Raw genomic sequence first — 16,528 nt, forward strand, 5'->3', positions numbered from 1 at the left:
GCCGGTCAGCCGCGTAGCCACCCCATCGCCGCGGCGACGTCGTCCTCGGGGCTGCGGTCGCCCGCGTCCTCGTCGTACGACGTCACGGCGCCGCGCAGACGTGCGGCCAGCCACCGCGTGTGCGACGGGGGAGCGGCGGCGTCGGCGGTGCGGTGGGTCAGCAGCACGGGGACGTCGACCGTCGACAGGTTGAAGCCCCACGGCCGGGTCAGGGCGAAGGTGTCGTCGACCGCCCCGGAGACGCCCTGCAGCGCCTGCTCGCGCACGATCTCGCGGAACCGCTCGGCGACGCGGGGGTCGAGCGAGCCGAGGTCCTGGCCGAGGGTGTCGACCAGCTCGTCCTGCTGGGCCTGGCGCTCGCGCACGACCCGGATCTCGCTCTCGGCGACCCATTGCAGCATCGCCTCGCCGTCGGGCAGGTCGGCCACCCAGTCGCGGCGCTGCAGGCCCCCGGGCCCGACGGGCGCCGGGCCGGACCGGCTCTCGACGCGGACGACGCGGTCGGGCAGCAGGGCCGCGCAGGCCAGGGCGTGGGGTCCGCCGCCGGAGGTGCCGGTGACCGCGAACCGGTCGAGCCCGAGGTGCTCGGCGACCGCGAGCACCGCGGTCGTCGCGGAGGCGACGGAGCGACCACGCTGACGCGACGACTGCCCGTAGCCCGGGCGGTCGAGCGTGACGTAGCGGACGCCGGCTCGCGCGTAGACGTCGTCGTCGGGCCAGCGCGAGAGCCGGCACCCCGGGGTGCCGTGCAGGCCGAGCACCGGGAAGCCGGCCGGGTCGCCGCCGTCGAGGAACGTGACCACGCCCCCGTCGGGGGTCGGTGCCGACGCCACGGGCCCCGTCGTCGACCCGGTCACCGGTCGAGCCCCACGAGCAGCCGGTCGAGCGTCTCGTGATCGCCGTCGGCGACGAACGCGGTCTCGTGGCCGCACGCCGCGTCGACCACCACCTGGGCCTTGGTCGGGCGGGTGGGGGAGCGGCGGTCGCCGAGGGTGAGCACCCGGGTGCCGGGGGCGGCGAAGACCGAGAGGTGCAGCGCCGACCCGGACAGCCCGGCGAGGACCTCGGCGCCGCGGACGGCGGCCACCTGCTCGGCGATCGACAGGGTCTCGGGGTGGACGACGGCGAAGCCGGCGGCCGCGAACCGCGCGTCGAGGCGGGCGTCGTCCTCGGCCTCGGTGCGGGCCCGCTCGGCGCTGTCCTCGGCGTGGAAGCGGGTGCGCGACAGGTAGACGCGTCGGTCGGGGCCACGGGTGCCGACGGCCCCCGAGACCCGCTGCCACAGGCGGACGGCCTCCTCGTGGGCCCAGCGCTTGAGGAGCACCGGCCGTGACGGCACGACGAGGCGCTCGACGCGCAGGTCGCGGCCGTGGACGACGCGCAGCCCGGCCGGGTCGTAGCCCGCCAGGGTCATCAGGTCGTGCTGCCAAGGCGCCAGCCGCGGCGTCTGGAGACGACGGTGCGGGTCGGTGAGCGGGCCGCGGGCCGGGCGGTGGGCCAGGACCCCGGCCAGCGGCGGCAGGTCGGCGGGGTCGGGCCACAGGTTGGTCAGGTGCTCGAGCAGGAAGTGCCCGAAGTGCCCGGCGACGTGGCCGGCGTAGAGCCACGTGCCCTCGAGACGGCGTACGTCGGTGGGCGGGTCGACCTGCTCGGGGTCGGCGGCGATCGGGTTGAGCCGGTCGCCGTGCCAGCGCCGTTGCGAGGCGCGCACCAGGGTGCCGTCGGCGTCGTGGACGGCGCCGCGGATCCAGCGCTGCGGCCCGTCCTCGGTGCGCAGCGGCCCCTGGGCGAACCCGGTCACGACGGCCTCGTCGACCGTGACCAGCTCGACCGGGTCACCCGTGGGCTCGTACGCCGTCTCGGCAGGGCTCCATCCAGCACTCCACCCTGTGCTCGCCTCCATGCGCCGGACCCTACGGCCCCGGCCCGAGGGGCGCGCGGCAGCCGGGCGCCGCAGGTGCTGGACGGGCGCTAGCACGCTTGCTAGCGTCACACCGTGTCGCAGACAACCAGGCAACGTCGCCTCGCCCTCTCCCGCCGCCTCGCCCTGCCCGTGCCGGCCCCCACCGTGCGCGTCGGCCGCGGGGAGCCGCTGCTGCTGCTCCACCCGTTCACCACCTCGCACGACGTGTGGGCCGAGGTGGTCCCCACCCTCGCACACGAGCACGAGGTCGTCGCCGCGACGCTCCCGGGCCACTGGGGCGGACCCGCCCTGCGGCGCCGCGACGTCTCGCTCACGGCGTACGCCGACGGGGTCGAGGCGCTGCTCGACGAGCTCGGCTGGGAGGCGGCGCACCTGGTCGGCAACTCGATCGGCGGGTGGCTGGCCTTCGAGCTGGCCCGCCGCGGTCGCGCGCTCTCGGTCACCGCGATCGCCCCGGCCGGCAGCTGGACGCGCTGGTCGCGCGAGGAGATCGTGGTGGGGGTCAAGTTCCTCGGCCTCTACGGCGCCTCGCTGCTCGGCAACGCGCTCGGCGAGCACGTCACCCGACTGCCGCTGCGCCCGGTCGTGCTCAAGGCCGTGAGCCACCGACCCGGTCGCGTCTCGCGCGAGCGGGCCGACAACCTGCTGCGCGCCGCTACCCGGTGCCCGTCGTTCTTCGCGTTCATCCTGTCCGAGCTGCGCGGCGCGGTGACGACCGACGTGACCGGCCTCGACGCCGAGGTCCCGGTCCGCCTGGTCCTGTGCGAGAAGGACCTCCTGCTGCCTCCCGACCGCTACGGCACGCCGTACGTCGAGGCGATGCCGGCGGCCGACGTCGTCGTGCTCGAGGGGCTCGGCCACATCCCGATGTTCGAGGACCCCGACCGCGTGGCCGCCACGATCCTCGAGCACGTGCGCGTCCACCGGCTGTCAGACGGGGCCGACCGGGCCGACACGGCCTAGCGCCGCCTGGTGCAACGCGGTCGCCGGGCGCCTGTGCCGCGGGGCGCGCTGGACCAATACTAGAACGTGTTCTAGTCTTGTCCCAGAACCCGCCCATGCCACAGGAGGCACCACCATGTCCCAGGCCGTCCTCGATGGCGTTCGAGACCTGCTCCCCAGCCTGCGCGAGCGCGCGGACGAGACCGAGCGACTGCGCGTGGTGCCCGATGCCTCCATCAAGGAGCTCGAGGAGACCGGGTTCTTCAAGCTGCTGCAGCCCCGGCGCTTCGACGGGTTCGAGGCCGACCCGATCGACTTCTACACCGCGGTGCGCGACATCGCCGGCGCGTGCGGGTCGACCGGCTGGGTCTCCAGCGTGGTCGGGGTCCACCCCTGGCAGGTGGCGCTGTTCTCCGACGAGGCCCAGCAGGCCGTGTGGGGCCAGGACACCCACACCCGCCTGAGCTCCTCCTACGCGCCGACCGGCAAGGCCACGGTCGCCGAGGGCGGCTACCAGCTGTCGGGCAAGTGGAGCTTCTCGTCGGGCGCCGACCACTGCTCGTGGGTGCTGCTCGGCGGCCTGGTGTTCAACGCCGAGGGCCAGGTCGTCGACTTCAAGACCTTCATGGTGCCGCGCGACAAGTACACGATCATCGACGTCTGGCACATGGTCGGGCTCGCCGGCACCGGTTCCAACGACATCGTCGTCGACGACGTGTTCGTCCCCGAGGCGTTCACGCTGAGCATGGGCGAGACCGGCCAGTGCCGCGGCCCGGGTCAGCAGCAGAACACCTCCGACCTCTACAAGCTGCCGTTCCACTCGATCTTCACCGGCACCATCACCACCCCGATCATCGGCCTGGCCATGGGGGCCTACGCCGAGCACGTCGAGATGCAGCGCAAGCGCAGCCGCGCCGCCTACCTCGGCGAGAAGGCCTCGCTCGACCCGTTCGCCGCCGTCCGCATCGCCAAGGCGTCCTCCGAGATCGACGCCGCGTGGGCGCTGCTGGTGGGCAACATCCGCGAGGCGCAGTCCTACGTCGCCAAGGGCGAGCAGATCCCGCTGCGCACCCGGCTCAAGGTGCGCCGCGACCAGGTGCTCGGCAGCCAGCGCGCGATCGACGCCATCGACGCGCTCTTCGAGGCCTCCGGCGGTCGGGCCCTGGCCAACGGCACCTACCTGCAGCGCGCCTGGCGCGACGCCCACGCCGGTCGGGTGCACGCCGCCAACGACCCCGAGCGGGCCCTGCAGATGTTCGGCGCCCACGAGTTCGGCCACAAGGTCGACCCCGGGATGTACTGATCCGATGGCCGACGTGACCCCTCTCAGCAAGCAAGCCACCCGTCGTTCCGCCAAGGCGGGCGACCTCACCCTCAACTACCACGAGGCGGGCGAGCCCACCGGTGTCGGCGGCGACCTGCCGCTGGTGATGCTGCACGGCGGCGGCCCCGGTGCCAGCGCCTGGAGCAACTTCGGACCGGCGCTGCCCCACTTCGCCGCGACGTTCCGCACCCTGCTGGTCGACCAGCCGGGCTTCGGCGGCTCCGACAAGCCGCCTGTCGTCGGCAACTTCTACCGCCACGCGGCCGACCACGTCGTACGCCTGCTCGACGAGCTCGGCATCGCCAAGGTGCACCTGCTCGGCAACAGCCTCGGCGGCGGCACCGCGATGCGCCTGGCGCTGACCCACCCCGACCGCGTCGGTCGGCTGGTGCTCATGGGGCCGGGCGGGCTGAGCCTCAACCTCTTCCACGCCGACCCCACCGAGGGCGTGCAGCGGCTGATGGAGTTCGGGGCCGACCCCACGCGCGAGCGGCTGCGGGCCTTCATCTCCACGATGGTCGTCGACCAGTCGCTGGTCACCGACGAGCTGGTCGAGGAGCGTTTTGCCGACGCGACCGCGCCCGGCGCCCAGGAGGCGATGCGCTCGATGGGCATGAGCTTCTTCAACCCGGAGACCGCCGAGGACGGGATGCTGTGGCGCGAGGCCCACCGGCTGCGCAAGCACACCCTGCTCACCTGGGGCCGCGAGGACCGCGTCAACCCGCTCGATGGCGCGATGGTGGCGCTCAAGCTGATCCCCAAGGCGTCGCTGCACGTCTTCCCCAACTGCGGTCACTGGGCGCAGATCGAGGCGGCCTCAGAGTTCGCCGAGATCACCACCGCTTTCCTGGCCCGCCACGTCGAGCGGGTCTCGACGAGCTCGACCACCGGAGCACCATGACCATCGACATCCGCTCCATGGGCTACGTCCGCGTCGCCGCCACCGACCTCGGCGCGTGGGCGACGTTCGCCGGCAAGGTGCTCGGGCTCGCTGCGGGCCGCGGCCCTCACCCCGACCACCAGTACTGGCGCATCGACGAGGTCTCGGCTCGACTGGTCGTCTTCCCCTCCGACGTCGACCAGCTCGACTGCGTCGGCTGGGAGGTCGCCGACCCCCGCGCCCTGCAGGAGGCCCGCGAGCACCTGCAGAAGGCCGGCGTCGCCTTCGAGGAGGGCACCCCCGACGAGCTCGCGGAGCGTCGCGTGCAGGACCTCGTCCGCTTCCGCGACCCGTGGGACAACGTCTTCGAGCTCTTCCACGGCATCACCTACGAGTCCCACCCGCTGGTGACGCCGTACGCCGCCACGTTCGTCACCGGCGAACAGGGGATGGGCCACATCGTGCTGCCCGTGCTCGACGACGTCGAGGCGCTGCGGTTCTACACCGACGTCCTGGGCTTCCGACTGCGCGACTCGATGAGCATGCCCGGCGAGTTCGTCGGCAAGGAGCCCGGCTCCAAGGTCTGGCTGCGCTTCCTGGGGGTCAACCCGCGCCACCACTCCCTGGCGTTCCTGCCGATGCCCAACCAGAGCAAGTGCGTCCACGTGATGCTCGAGGTCGACACCCTCGACCACGTCGGCCGCGCGCTGCAGCGGGTCAAGAAGCACAAGGCCCCGCTGTCGGCCACGCTCGGGCGCCACATGAACGACGAGATGGTGTCGTTCTACGTCCGCTCGCCCGGCGGTTTCGACGTCGAGCTCGGCACCGAGGGACTGACCGTCGACGACGCCCGGTGGGTCGCGCGCGAGTCGACGGCCGTCTCGTACTGGGGTCACGACTTCGGCGGCGGGCAGTAGTCATTACCCTGAGCGCGATGCCCGACCTCCCTGAGCCCGAGATCCCCGAGGGGATGAGCGACGACGCGCGCGAGACCTGGCCGAGCCCCCACCTGATCAGCTCGTGGCTCGGTGACCTCGACCAGGACCTTGAGTGGCGCCCGGGCGAGGCCACGACGATCGCTTCCGACGACCCCGAGGTCGTCGCCGCCGCACGCCACTTCCGTGACGTGCTCGGCCGCTTCGCCTCCGGCGTCACCGTGGTGACCACCATGAGCGGCGATCAGCCGGTCGGGCTGACGTGCCAGTCGTTCTCCAGCGTGTCCCTCGACCCGCCGCTGGTGCTCTTCGTGCCCGCCCGCACCTCGCGGGCGTGGCCGCTGATCCAGCGGGCCGGCCGGTTCTGCGTCAACTTCCTGGCCCACGACCAGACCGACCTCAGCAACACGATGGCCAGCCGCGGCATCGACAAGTTCGCCGGGGTCGACTGGACACCGTCGGCGGTGACCGGGTCGCCGACGTTCGCCGGATCCCTGGGCCACGTCGACTGCACGATCCACGCCGTCCACGAGGCCGGCGACCACTACGTCGTCATCGGCAGGGTCGTCGACCTGGTCGCCGGCGACGAGGGTGTCAGCGACCCGCTGCTGTACTTCCAGGGCTCCTACCGCACGACGACCTGACGTGCAGACCGTCACGTTCCCCAGCCACGGCTCGCGTTGCGAGGCGTGGTGGGTCGAGGCCGCCGTCGACGACCTCACGACCGCCGCGGGCGCGCCCTGCGTGGTGATGGCCCACGGCTTCGGCACGACCCGCGACAGCGGCCTGCTGCCCTTCGCCGAGCGGTTCGCGGCCGTCGGCTGCCACGTGCTCGTCCTCGACTACCGCGGGTTCGGCGGCTCCGAGGCCCCGCGCGGGCGGCCGCGCCAGGACGTCGACCACCGGCGCCACCGCGAGGACTACCACGCGGCTGTCGCGTTCGCGCGTGCCCGCGACGACGTCGACGCCGCCCGGATCGCGCTGTGGGGCACGTCGTACTCCGGCGGTCACGTGGTCGCGGTCGCCGCGCAGGACCCGTCGATCGCCGCCGTCGTGAGCCAGGGTGCGGCGATGGACGGGCTCGCGGTCCTGACCGGCAAGGGCCGGGTGCGCGACCCGGCGACCCGTGACCCCGCGAAGGCCCGACGGGTGCTGCGCGCCGTCGCGGCCGACGCGGTGCGGGCGGTCACGCGCCGCGACCCGGTGATGATCCCGTTGCTCGGCGAGGTCGGTTCCGGAGCGCTCATGTCGGGGCCCGGCGCCGTGGAGTTCACGGCGCTGACCGGGCCGTCGTTCCGCAACGAGATGTGCGCGCGCGGGGTGGCCCGGATCGCCCGCAACCGGCCGGTGCGCCTGGCCGGCAACGTGCGCTGCCCGACCCTGCTGGTGGTCGCCGAGCACGACGAGATCGCCCCGCCCGGGGTGATGCTCGAGGTCGCCCGCCGGATCGGTCCGGCGGCCGAGGTGGCGTCCTACGACTGCGCGCACTTCGCGCTCTACCGCGGGGTCGGCGACAGCCTGGACCGGCAGGCGGCGTTCCTGGCGCGGGTCCTCGCGCCCTGACCCTGCCCTTGCCGGGTGCTCAGGCCGGGTGCCGGTCGGTCGCGGCCAGCTCCCGGGTGATGGCGTCGGCCGCGGACGCGGCCCCGGCGAGGCTGTCGGCGATGCTGCGGGTCGTGGCCGTCTGCTCCTCGACGGCGGCCGCGATCGTCGTCTGGCTGCGGTCGATGGTGTCGATGATGTCGGCGATCTCCGAGATGGCCTGGACCGCGGCGGCGGTGCCGAGCTGGATCGCGTCGATCTTCGCGGTGATCTCGGTGGTCGCCGACGCGGTCTCCCGGGCCAGCTCCTTGACCTCGTTGGCCACGACCGCGAAGCCCTTGCCGGACTCACCGGCGCGCGCGGCCTCGATGGTGGCGTTGAGGGCGAGCAGGTTGGTCTGCTGGGCGATCCCGGTGATGGTGCCGATCACCTGCCCGATCTCGCCCGAGGCCTCCCCGAGGCTCTCGACCGACGAGCGTGCGCGGTCGGCCGCGGTGACCGCCGTACCGGCCACGGTCGCGGCGCCGGTCGCGTTGACCGCGATCTCCTGGATGCTGCTGCGCATCTCCTCGACCGCCCGGGCGAGCACCTGCAGGTCGAGCGCGGCGGCGGCCTGGCGCAGGGCCTCCTCGCGAGCGAGCCGCTCCAGCGCGGCCGAGACGAGACGGCCGACGTTGCGCAGCGCGTCGAGGCGCTGGCGGCTGAGCTCGAGGGTCTCGGTGGCGAAGAAGTCCATGGTGCCGACGACCTCGCCGCGCACCAGGATGGGGAAGCAGACGCCGGACCGCACCCCGCACCGCTGGGCCGCGGGCGCCCGCACGCAGTCGGTCATCTCGCCGATGTCGGGGGTGAAGACCAGGTCGCGGGCCGCCCAGGCCCGGCCCGAGAGGCCGACGCCCTCGCGGAACGACGCCTCGAGGGTGACTGCGCGGAACTCGGGGCTCACCTCGCCCGACTCCAGCACGAAGCGCAGGGTGCGGTCCGCACCGACCGACCAGTACGACGCGTAGGCCCAGCCGAAGGCGCGGCGTACGGCGTCGACGGCGAGTTGGGCCGCCTCCTGCACGCCCCGCGCCGTCGACAGGGCGATCATCACCTCGGTCACCGCCCCGAGGTCGGCCTCGGCGTCGAGGCGCGCCGCGCTGGCCGTCTCGGGGGAGCGGACGTCCTCCCAGACCAGCACCCGGCTCCGGGAGCGTCGCTGTCCCGGGACGCCGGTCTCGCGCAGCAGCAGCACCTCGTCGCCGCGCGAGACCCGCGCCCCGTCGAGCCCGACCCCCAAGCTGTCCTCCATGACGCGCTCGCTGGTCGCCGGCAGGAGCCGGGCGAGGGCGAGGTCGCGCACCCCGTCACCCGCCTGGACACCGAACCGGCCCCGGACCGCGGGGTTCGCGTACTCGACGCGACCGTCGCGGTCGACCACCACGACGCAGCACGACGATCCCTCCCACTGCTCCCGCACCCCGCGCAGAGCTCGGGGGAGCGGCTCGACGACATCGCGGGACGGGGGCAGGACAAGGGTCATCGTGTCTCCTCTTGGTGGCGGCCCGTGGGGCTGTGAGCTGATGATCGGCAATCTCCACAGGCAGTTGAGGAAATGTGGAAAAACTTCGACATGCGGTCGAGGTGCCCGTCCTGTGACCTGTGGCACCCTGGGCCCGTGAGCACTGAGCTGCCGCGGCCGGTCCGCGTCTTCACCCCGGCCGACCTGATGCCGGCCGACCCGACGTCCGGCATGCACCGTGCCCTGGCCTTCGAGCTGCCGCTGCTGTGGGCCGGTCAGGTTGAGACCGAGCCCGGTGCGGTCTCGGGCTGGCACCACCACGACCGCAACGAGTCGAGCCTCTACGTCGTGCGCGGCGTGCTGCGCTTGGAGTTCGAGGGCCTCGAGGGCTACCTCGAGGCCGGCCCGGGCGACTTCGTCCACGTGCCCGCCTGGACCGTGCACCGCGAGTCCAACCCCGGACGCCAGCCGTCGCTGGCCGTGATCGCCCGGGTCGGCGGCGGGGTCCCGACCGTCAACGTCGACGCCCCGGACGGTCGTTGAGCGGTGGCGGGGTGCTGGATGTCGGTGTGGGTCCGTCGGTGTCACGAAGGATCGGTGACGACGGCGCGAGAGTCGCCGTCGCAGCCGCGCGGGCTTCGTCGCAGTCGCTGTCTCCAGCGTCCTGGCCGTTGCCGCGTGTGGTGACGCCTCGGACTCACCTCCGTCGAACGCGGTCGAGTGGAAGCCGTGCTCGGACGGCACCGTCCAGGCCGGCACGTGGTTCAACCGTCTGGCCAGTCTCAGGGCGTTGCGGGCCGCCCCCGTGAGGCGCGCGGTCACGTGCACCTTCGAGGGTTCCCGCACTGACCCGGTGAGCCAGGTGAGCCTCCCGCGGTCGACCGCGACGCAGCTGCAACCTCTGCTCGAAGAAGCCGTGGCGGCTCCGAGCCGGTGCGAGCTCACCGTCTCCGCAGCCACCGCTGTGAGCCTGGTGGTCGCGCAGCTGGAGGACGACTCCGTCGTTGCTTTCGTCATTCCCTCACGCGGCGACCGCTGCGGGTTGCAGCTCTCGGAAGGCAGCTACCTCGTGCCGGGGCTCATCGAGCAGTTGGACTCTGCTCCGCGCGGTTGGCCCGCGGGGCGACCTCGGTCGGGCGCAGCCCTCCTGGCGGCATGGTCGGGCGGAGCCCGGGGTGCGGGACGAGCCAATTGTCCCACATGACAGGGTGTGACCGTGATCAGCGTCGACGTGGATACGACCTACGACGACTCGGGCGAGGAGATTCTGGCGAAGTTCTCCGACGAGAATTGGGAGGTCAACGTCCGCGCCCGAGCATCCGAGTTTCTGACTCTGAGCGACATCCGATCGTTCGATTGGAACGAGCGTCGCGCCACTAAGGTCGGTCGCTGCGCCGGAACCAACGTATTTTGGTGCTCGGACGGTAAGACCGCAACGATCATGCTCGGTCACGACGACGAGACCTGGGATGTCGCGTTCTCCTTACCTGTCGAGGTCATCGACGACCTCGTGCGTCAGGTGCGGTCTCCCACTGCCTAGAAACCGACCGCATATCGGTAGTTCAGCACACTGGACGCGGCATGGTCGGGCGGAGCCCGTTGTGCGGCAGACTCGGGCGGCCTCTAGTCCTTCGAGTTGGCCTCACAGATGAGTGCCGCGGTTCGGAAGTCCACGCTGTCACGCAATCCGCCTCTGGCTTGCTCGATCGGGGTTCCGGTCCTGGCCCAGTAGGTGTCAACGTAGGTCCGCATCGTGCGATCCCCGCACGGCAGTGTCAGTGAGTCATCAGGTCCGTTCGCGTCCTGACAACCGCTGTAGTCGGCTGGCAGCTTCTTGCCCGTGCGCCACACCGTGTCGCAACTGGGGAGAGATGGTGCCGCCCTCCCATCCGTCTCGGCGGGTCGCTCACTCACCTGTTCTCGTGGGGTCGCTGTTTCCTGGGTGCCGGGGTCACCGCAGCCCACCAGTACGAAGAAGGCCACGAGCAGGCGTGCGGTGTTAGCCCGTCGAACAAGACTGAGGTTTCGCGGCACCAGCGCCCCATCACTCACAAGCACGATTGGAGCACAGCCGCAGTGGCGTTAGACCGTCGGCACGAGTGCACCGGTTGCGGCATGGTCGGGCGGAGCCCGCTGTGCGGCATGGTCGGACGGTGCGTTACTTCCCCTCCGCAAGTTCAGATAGCCGTTTGGCACAATCCTCGCAGTCTCGACTCCCGTCGCCGTGGAACGGATTTCGCACGACCACCACTGCACTCGCTGCGAGCCCACACAAGGTTCCCTGGTTGTAGACGCCGTGCTGTGTCCCGGCGAACTCGGAGTCGCTGAGGAGATAGCAGGCCGCAGTCCAGGGGCCGTCCTCGTCGAGAACAATGCCGTTCCGTCTCTCTGTCACTCCGGGACGGTATCGCCGAGCTCAGGTCGTCAACAGCCGGTACAGAACTCCGCCCGACTCTCGGCATGATCGGGCGGTCTCGGGATCTGCTGCGAACCCGAGGAGCGCACGAGAACCCTTCGGATTCGACTAGTAATCGAACACATCATCGACTACAATGTTGTCATGACCACGCCGAGCAGCACCATCGACGACTTCCGTCGACACCTGCTCGCGAACGACCGCGACGTCGACCGCACGCTCGAGGCCGACCAGCGGCGCGTCGAGACGTTGCGCGCGTTGGAGGAGCTCAAGGCTGCGGCGTGCGCGTTGCAGGCCGAGCTGGCGGTCGACCTCGACGCGTCGCGGAGGTCCCAGCGGTCGGCGGCCGGCGAGCGCGCCGAGCGACAGGGTCGGGGCGTCACCCACGAGGTCGCGTTGGCGCGTCGGGAGTCGCCCCACCGCGGACAGGTGCTGCTCGGGATGGCCAAGGACCTCGTCGCCGAGCTGCCCCACACCCTGGCGGCGATGCGCGAGGGGCGCCTGAGCGAGTACCGCGCCCAGCTGATCGTCACCGAGACCTCGGGCCTCGCCTCCGACCTGCGCTCGGCGGTCGACGAGCAGCTGTGCGCCGACCCCCGCACCCTCGACGGGGTCGGCACCCGCCGGCTCGCCGGGATGGCACGCCGTGCCGCGCAGCAGCTCGACCCCGCGGCCGCGGTGCGGCGCAACCGACGAGCGGTCGGTGACCGCCACGTGTCCACCCGTCCCGCTCCGGACGGGATGGTCTACTTCTCCGCGCTGGTCCCGCTCGTGCAGGGCGTCGCCATGTACGCCGCGCTCAAGAAGGCCGCCGACCAGGTCGTCGGCGCCGGCGACCCGCTCGGTCGCACCCGCAGCCAGGTGATGGCCGACGTGCTCGTCGAGCGCGTCACCGGTCAGACCGCAGCCGACGACGTCGCCGTGCAGGTCGACCTCGTGCTGTCCGACACCACCCTGCTCGGCGGAGGCACCGATCCGGCGCTGGTCCCCGGTCACGGCGACATACCTGCTGAGATCGCGCGGCACCTGGTCGCCCACGCGGTCGACGTCGGCGCCGCGTGGGTCCGGCGGTTCTACGCCGACCCGTCCGGCCGGCTGGTCGCCATGGCCACCAACCAGCGGCTGACCACCGACGGGTTGTCGACGTTCCTCCGCATCCGTGACCAAGGGATCTGCCGCACCCCTTGGTGCGACGCGCCCATCCGTCACGACGACCACGTCCGGTCCGCCGCCGCGGGCGGGCCGACCACGGAGGCCAACACCCAAGGACTGTGCGAGGCCTGCGACTACGCCAAGCAGGCCACCGGCTGGCAGCAGGTCGTCGTCGACGACCCCAGCGGCCGCCACCGGGTCGACACCGTCACGCCCACCGGGCACCGCCACGTGTCCATCGCGCCGTCTCCGCCGCGACCGGCGCGGGCGAGCACGACAACGGCGGCGTCAGCAGGCGAGCAACGGTTCCGCGCGGCCCTCGCCGCCTGACGAAGCAGGGTCAGAGCCGGGTGCGGGTGGGGCTCGCGAGCATCCCGGTGGGGTAGCTGTCGCCGTCGGCCTCGACGGTCTCGGTGGTGTCGGCGGCGTCGGTGCGGTTCTGGGCGTCGTCGAGAGTCATGGCCCCACCCTAGGAAGCGCACGTGTCCGGCGACGACTCGAAACGGCTACAACCGGGCAACATCGCCTGTCGTCTTGGTCACACCGCGCGCGACGACGCTGCGCCGACCCCCTGGTGGCTAGGATCGCGACGTGACCCAGGCCCCTGTCCGCCCGCTCCGTCCGGAGCCCGAGGTGGACCCGACGTTCCTGATGTTCGCGAGCCGCTCGGTGGCCGTCCACCTGGTCCGTGGCCTGCTGGGCCTCGTCGCGCTGGTCACCGGCATCGCGTTGGCCTCCCAGTCGGGCTGGTGGCTGCTGCTGCTGCCGCTGACCGTCGTGCTGTGGCGCGGCTGCCCGACCTGCTGGGTGATGGGGCTGATCGCGACGCGTGGGCGCGCCGCGTCCTGCGCGATCAAGCGTTAGAGCTCGACCAGCGCCCGGTGCTGGTGCGGCTGGCCGAAGAGCTGGCCGACCGCGTGGGCGCGCTTGAACACCAGGTGGGCGTCGTGCTCCCAGGTGATGGCGATCCCGCCGTGGAGCTGGACCGTCTCACCGGCCACGTGGGCCGCGGCCTCGCCGCAGTAGGACCCGGCCACGTGGGCCAGCTCGCCCTGGTCGTCGTGACGCGAGGACACGGCGTACGACGCCGCCCACGACGCCGAGCGCGCCATCTCGACCCGCACGAGCATGTCGGCCATCCGGTGCTTGAGCGCCTGGAACGACCCGATCGGTCGCCCGAACTGCACGCGCGTCTTGCTGTAGGCCACGGTCATCTCGAGCCCGCGGGCGGCGACGCCGGTGGCCAGCGCGGCCGCTCCGACGGTGCCGACGAGCGTGGCCCGCTCGCGGGCGGCACGGGAGGCGTCGGCGTCGCCGATGGGCGTCGTGGTCGCGCCGTCGAGGTCGACCTGGGCCAGGCGGAGGGTCTGGTCGACCGAGCCCAGTCGCATACACCGCGCGCTGGCGGGGTCGACCTCGACCAGCCCGGCGTCGGTGGCGGCGACCAGCACGGTCGCGAGGTCGCCGTCGAGGACGGCGGCGCCCGACCCGTCGACGAAGGCGGCGACCTCGCCGGCCGCGATGCGGGGGAGCAGTCGCGCCCTGGCGTCGGCGTCGGCCCCGGCCAGCAGGGCCTCGGCGGTGATCAGCGAGGACAGCAGCGGGCTGGGCGCGAGGGAGCGCCCGACCTCCTCGAGCACCAGCAGAGACTCGAAGAGCGAGAAGCCGGCGCCGTCGTAGGCCTCGGGGATCGCCAGGGCGGCCGCGCCGATCTGCTCGACGAGCGTCTGCCACAGCGCCTCGTCGTGACCGGCGTCCGACGCGATCGCCGCGCGCACCGCGCGGGGGTCGGCGCGCTTGGCCAGCAGCCCGCGGACGGTGGTCACGAGCTCCTGCTGCTCCTCGGACAGGCCGAACTCCATCAGCGGGTCCCTCCCGCCACGAGGTCCTGCAGCAGCCGCTCGCGGTGGAAGGCGGGGGTGCCCCACGCGGTGACCAGGGCGCGGATCTTGGTGATCCACAGGCTCAGGTCGAACTCGGCGGTGTAGCCGATCGCGCCGTGCACCTGCAGGCCGGTGCGCGATGCGAGGTAGGCCGCGTCGGCGCAGGCGACCTTGGCCGCGCTCGGCGACACCTCGCCCAGGGCGGCGGCGAAGACCAGGGGCCGGGCGAAGTCGAGGGCGATGCGCACGTCCGCGAGGGCGTGCTTGATCGCCTGGTAGCTGCCGATCTCGCGACCGAACTGCTTGCGCTGCTTGACGTAGGTCACCGCGTCGGCGAGCACCCGCTCGCCGGCCCCCAGCAGCTGTGCGGAGGTGGCCAGCACGGCGGCGTCGAACGCCGCCGGGTCGGTCTCGCCCGTGCCCGACACCTCGAAGAGCCGGCGGGTCCGGTCGACGGAGACGTGCCGCGGGCCCACGGCGTCGGCCGCGACGGGGGTGGTGCCGACGTAGACGTGGTCGGCGACGTCGGCGTCGAGCGCGAGGGGCACGTGGGGCGGCAGGGCCAGCGTCGCGACGCCCTCGACCTCGTGGCCCAGCGCGACCGGGAGGTACGCCGCCGACTCGACCCACGGGCCGGGCACGGCGTGGCGGCCCAAGGCCTCGAACGCGACCGCCACCTCGACCAGCGAGGCCTCCGTGGCGAGCATCGTGACCCCGAGATCGGCCACGCGCTTCCAGAGCCCGAGCCCGGGACCGGTGTCGTCGTCGGCCCAGGCACGGGCGACCGCGACGGTGTCGCTGGAGGCCAGGAGGCCCTCGAGGGCCCGGGCCAGGTCGTGCTGGTCGTCGGTGAGCTCGAACCTCACTTCTGGACCCCCTTCGGCTCGCGGGGAAGGCCGAGGATGCGCTCGGCGACGATGTTGCGCTGCACCTCGTTGGTGCCGGCGTAGATCGGGCCCGAGAGCGAGAACGTGTAGCCGTCGAGCCAGCGCGACTCGAGCTCGGCGTCGGCGCCGAGCACGTCGAGGGCCGTCTCGTGCAGGGCGATGTCGAGCTCGGACCAGAACACCTTGTTGGCCGAGCCGGCCGCACCGATGTCGCCACCGGCGGCCAGGCGGGTCACGGTGCCCCACGTGTAGAAGCGGTAGGCCTGTGCCTTGACCCAGGCGTCGACCACGCCCGCCTGCGTGACCGCGCGGCTCGTGGCGTCGTCGGACGCGCGCCACAGGTCGACGAGCCGGTCGGCAGCCGCGCAGAACCGGCCGGGGGAGCGCAGCGAGAGGCCGCGCTCGTTGCCGGCGGTGCTCATGGCGACGTTCCAGCCCGCACCGACCCCGCCGAGCACGTCGGCGTCGGGCACGAAGACCTCGTCGAAGAAGATCTCGGCGAAACCGGCCTCCCCGTCGAGCTGGGCGATCGGCCGCACCGTGACCCCGTCGGCGTCGAGCGGGAAGAGGAAGTAGGTCAGCCCGGCGTGGCGCTGGGCCTCGGGGTCGGAGCGGAACAGGCCGAAGCCCCAGTGGGCCAGCGCGGCCCGCGACGACCAGGTCTTCTGGCCGTTGAGCACCCAGCCGCCGCGGACGTCGTCACGACGGGCCGTCGAGCGCAGGCTCGCGAGGTCGGACCCGGCCTCGGGCTCCGACCAGCACTGCGCCCACACCTGCTCGCCGGTCGCCATGCTCGGCAGGAAGCGGTCCTGCTGCTCCTGGGTGCCGTGGTCGAAGAGGATCGGTGCGAGCAGGAAGATGCCGTTCTGGCTGACCCGCAGCGGTGCGCCGGCGCGGTAGTACTCCTCCTCGAAGATCACCCACTCGACCAACGAGGCCTCGCGGCCGTGGTACTCCCGCGGCCAGGAGACGACCGACCACCGTGCGGCGGCCAACCGGGCCTCCCACTCCTGGTGGAGCACCCACCCCTCGGGGGTGTCGAGCGAGGGCAGCGGCTCAGCCGGCACGTTGGCCGCCAGCCACGCACGCGCCTCGGCCTGGAACGCCAGCTCGGACTCGGACAGCTGCAGGTCCACGGT

At 72.5% G+C, this 16,528-nt stretch carries 16 protein-coding genes; 10 read left to right on the forward strand and 6 right to left on the reverse strand.

What is annotated here, in order from left to right:
* Positions 1 to 5: 5 nt before the first annotated feature.
* Positions 6 to 833, reverse strand: a complete 828-nt coding sequence (locus FZC61_RS05045; protein WP_170285986.1) for an alpha/beta fold hydrolase — start codon at positions 831 to 833, stop codon at positions 6 to 8.
* A gap of 20 nt (positions 834 to 853) precedes the next feature.
* The gene (locus FZC61_RS05050) at positions 854 to 1,903 is read right to left on the reverse strand and encodes a glycosyltransferase family 61 protein (RefSeq protein ID WP_148613041.1); all 1,050 of its coding nucleotides are present in this window, start codon (positions 1,901 to 1,903) and stop codon (positions 854 to 856) included.
* Between the two features lie 93 nt (positions 1,904 to 1,996).
* On the opposite strand from FZC61_RS05050, the gene FZC61_RS05055 reads away from it, so the two are divergent.
* The 6 genes from FZC61_RS05055 (at position 1,997) to FZC61_RS05080 (ending at position 7,568) form a co-directional block, all read left to right on the forward strand.
* Positions 1,997 to 2,887, forward strand: coding sequence for an alpha/beta fold hydrolase (locus FZC61_RS05055; protein ID WP_148613042.1), 891 nt, complete (start codon positions 1,997 to 1,999; stop codon positions 2,885 to 2,887).
* 115 nt (positions 2,888 to 3,002) lie between these two features.
* Positions 3,003 to 4,169, forward strand: coding sequence for a 3-hydroxy-9,10-secoandrosta-1,3,5(10)-triene-9,17-dione monooxygenase oxygenase subunit (gene hsaA, locus FZC61_RS05060; RefSeq protein WP_148613043.1), 1,167 nt, complete (start codon positions 3,003 to 3,005; stop codon positions 4,167 to 4,169).
* A 4-nt stretch (positions 4,170 to 4,173) separates the two neighbouring features.
* Entirely contained in the window at positions 4,174 to 5,091 is a 918-nt protein-coding gene (gene hsaD, locus FZC61_RS05065) for a 4,5:9,10-diseco-3-hydroxy-5,9,17-trioxoandrosta-1(10),2-diene-4-oate hydrolase (RefSeq protein ID WP_148613044.1), read from the forward strand.
* A complete protein-coding gene (gene hsaC / locus FZC61_RS05070) occupies positions 5,088 to 5,987 on the forward strand; it encodes an iron-dependent extradiol dioxygenase HsaC (protein WP_148613045.1) in 900 nt (299 codons plus the stop codon). Before hsaD ends, hsaC begins: the two co-directional genes overlap by 4 nt.
* Positions 5,988 to 6,004: 17 nt before the next feature.
* Complete coding sequence (locus tag FZC61_RS05075) at positions 6,005 to 6,649, forward strand: flavin reductase family protein (RefSeq protein WP_246142537.1); 645 nt, start codon at positions 6,005 to 6,007, stop codon at positions 6,647 to 6,649.
* Between the two features lies 1 nt (position 6,650).
* Positions 6,651 to 7,568 carry an alpha/beta hydrolase gene (locus tag FZC61_RS05080; RefSeq protein WP_170285987.1) on the forward strand — a complete coding sequence of 306 codons (918 nt, stop codon included), beginning with the start codon at positions 6,651 to 6,653 and terminating at the stop codon, positions 7,566 to 7,568.
* A gap of 19 nt (positions 7,569 to 7,587) precedes the next feature.
* Here the strand turns inward: FZC61_RS05080 and FZC61_RS05085 are convergent, their stop codons facing one another.
* Positions 7,588 to 9,072: a methyl-accepting chemotaxis protein gene (locus tag FZC61_RS05085; RefSeq protein WP_148613047.1), complete on the reverse strand. Its 1,485-nt coding sequence runs from the start codon at positions 9,070 to 9,072 to the stop codon at positions 7,588 to 7,590.
* A gap of 135 nt (positions 9,073 to 9,207) precedes the next feature.
* Here FZC61_RS05085 and FZC61_RS05090 point away from each other — a divergent pair, with 135 nt between their 5' ends.
* The 4 genes from FZC61_RS05090 (at position 9,208) to FZC61_RS05105 (ending at position 13,483) form a co-directional block, all read left to right on the forward strand.
* Complete coding sequence (locus FZC61_RS05090; protein WP_211357098.1) at positions 9,208 to 9,594, forward strand: cupin domain-containing protein; 387 nt, start codon at positions 9,208 to 9,210, stop codon at positions 9,592 to 9,594.
* 673 nt (positions 9,595 to 10,267) lie between these two features.
* Positions 10,268 to 10,591 carry a hypothetical protein gene (locus FZC61_RS05095; RefSeq protein WP_148613049.1) on the forward strand — a complete coding sequence of 108 codons (324 nt, stop codon included), beginning with the start codon at positions 10,268 to 10,270 and terminating at the stop codon, positions 10,589 to 10,591.
* 1,020 nt (positions 10,592 to 11,611) lie between these two features.
* On the forward strand, positions 11,612 to 12,949 hold the full coding sequence (locus FZC61_RS05100) for an HNH endonuclease (RefSeq protein ID WP_148613050.1): 1,338 nt from the start codon (positions 11,612 to 11,614) through the stop codon (positions 12,947 to 12,949).
* 261 nt (positions 12,950 to 13,210) lie between these two features.
* Positions 13,211 to 13,483: a hypothetical protein gene (locus FZC61_RS05105; protein ID WP_211357099.1), complete on the forward strand. Its 273-nt coding sequence runs from the start codon at positions 13,211 to 13,213 to the stop codon at positions 13,481 to 13,483.
* Here the strand turns inward: FZC61_RS05105 and FZC61_RS05110 are convergent.
* Genes FZC61_RS05110 through FZC61_RS05120 form a run of 3 tightly spaced genes read right to left on the reverse strand, consistent with a single transcriptional unit; the run spans position 13,480 to position 16,525 of the window.
* Positions 13,480 to 14,481 carry an acyl-CoA dehydrogenase family protein gene (locus FZC61_RS05110; RefSeq protein WP_148613051.1) on the reverse strand — a complete coding sequence of 334 codons (1,002 nt, stop codon included), beginning with the start codon at positions 14,479 to 14,481 and terminating at the stop codon, positions 13,480 to 13,482. The two genes, FZC61_RS05105 and FZC61_RS05110, sit on opposite strands and share 4 nt — an antisense overlap.
* Positions 14,481 to 15,368 (reverse strand): acyl-CoA dehydrogenase family protein, encoded by an 888-nt coding sequence (locus tag FZC61_RS05115; RefSeq protein WP_148613052.1) that lies wholly within the window; start codon positions 15,366 to 15,368, stop codon positions 14,481 to 14,483. Before FZC61_RS05115 ends, FZC61_RS05110 begins: the two co-directional genes overlap by 1 nt.
* Positions 15,365 to 16,525, reverse strand: coding sequence for an acyl-CoA dehydrogenase family protein (locus FZC61_RS05120; protein WP_148613053.1), 1,161 nt, complete (start codon positions 16,523 to 16,525; stop codon positions 15,365 to 15,367). Before FZC61_RS05120 ends, FZC61_RS05115 begins: the two co-directional genes overlap by 4 nt.
* Between the last annotated feature and the right edge of the window lie 3 nt (positions 16,526 to 16,528).

This window comes from Nocardioides rubriscoriae (assembly GCF_008087085.1).
Lineage (GTDB): Bacteria > Actinomycetota > Actinomycetes > Propionibacteriales > Nocardioidaceae > Nocardioides > Nocardioides rubriscoriae.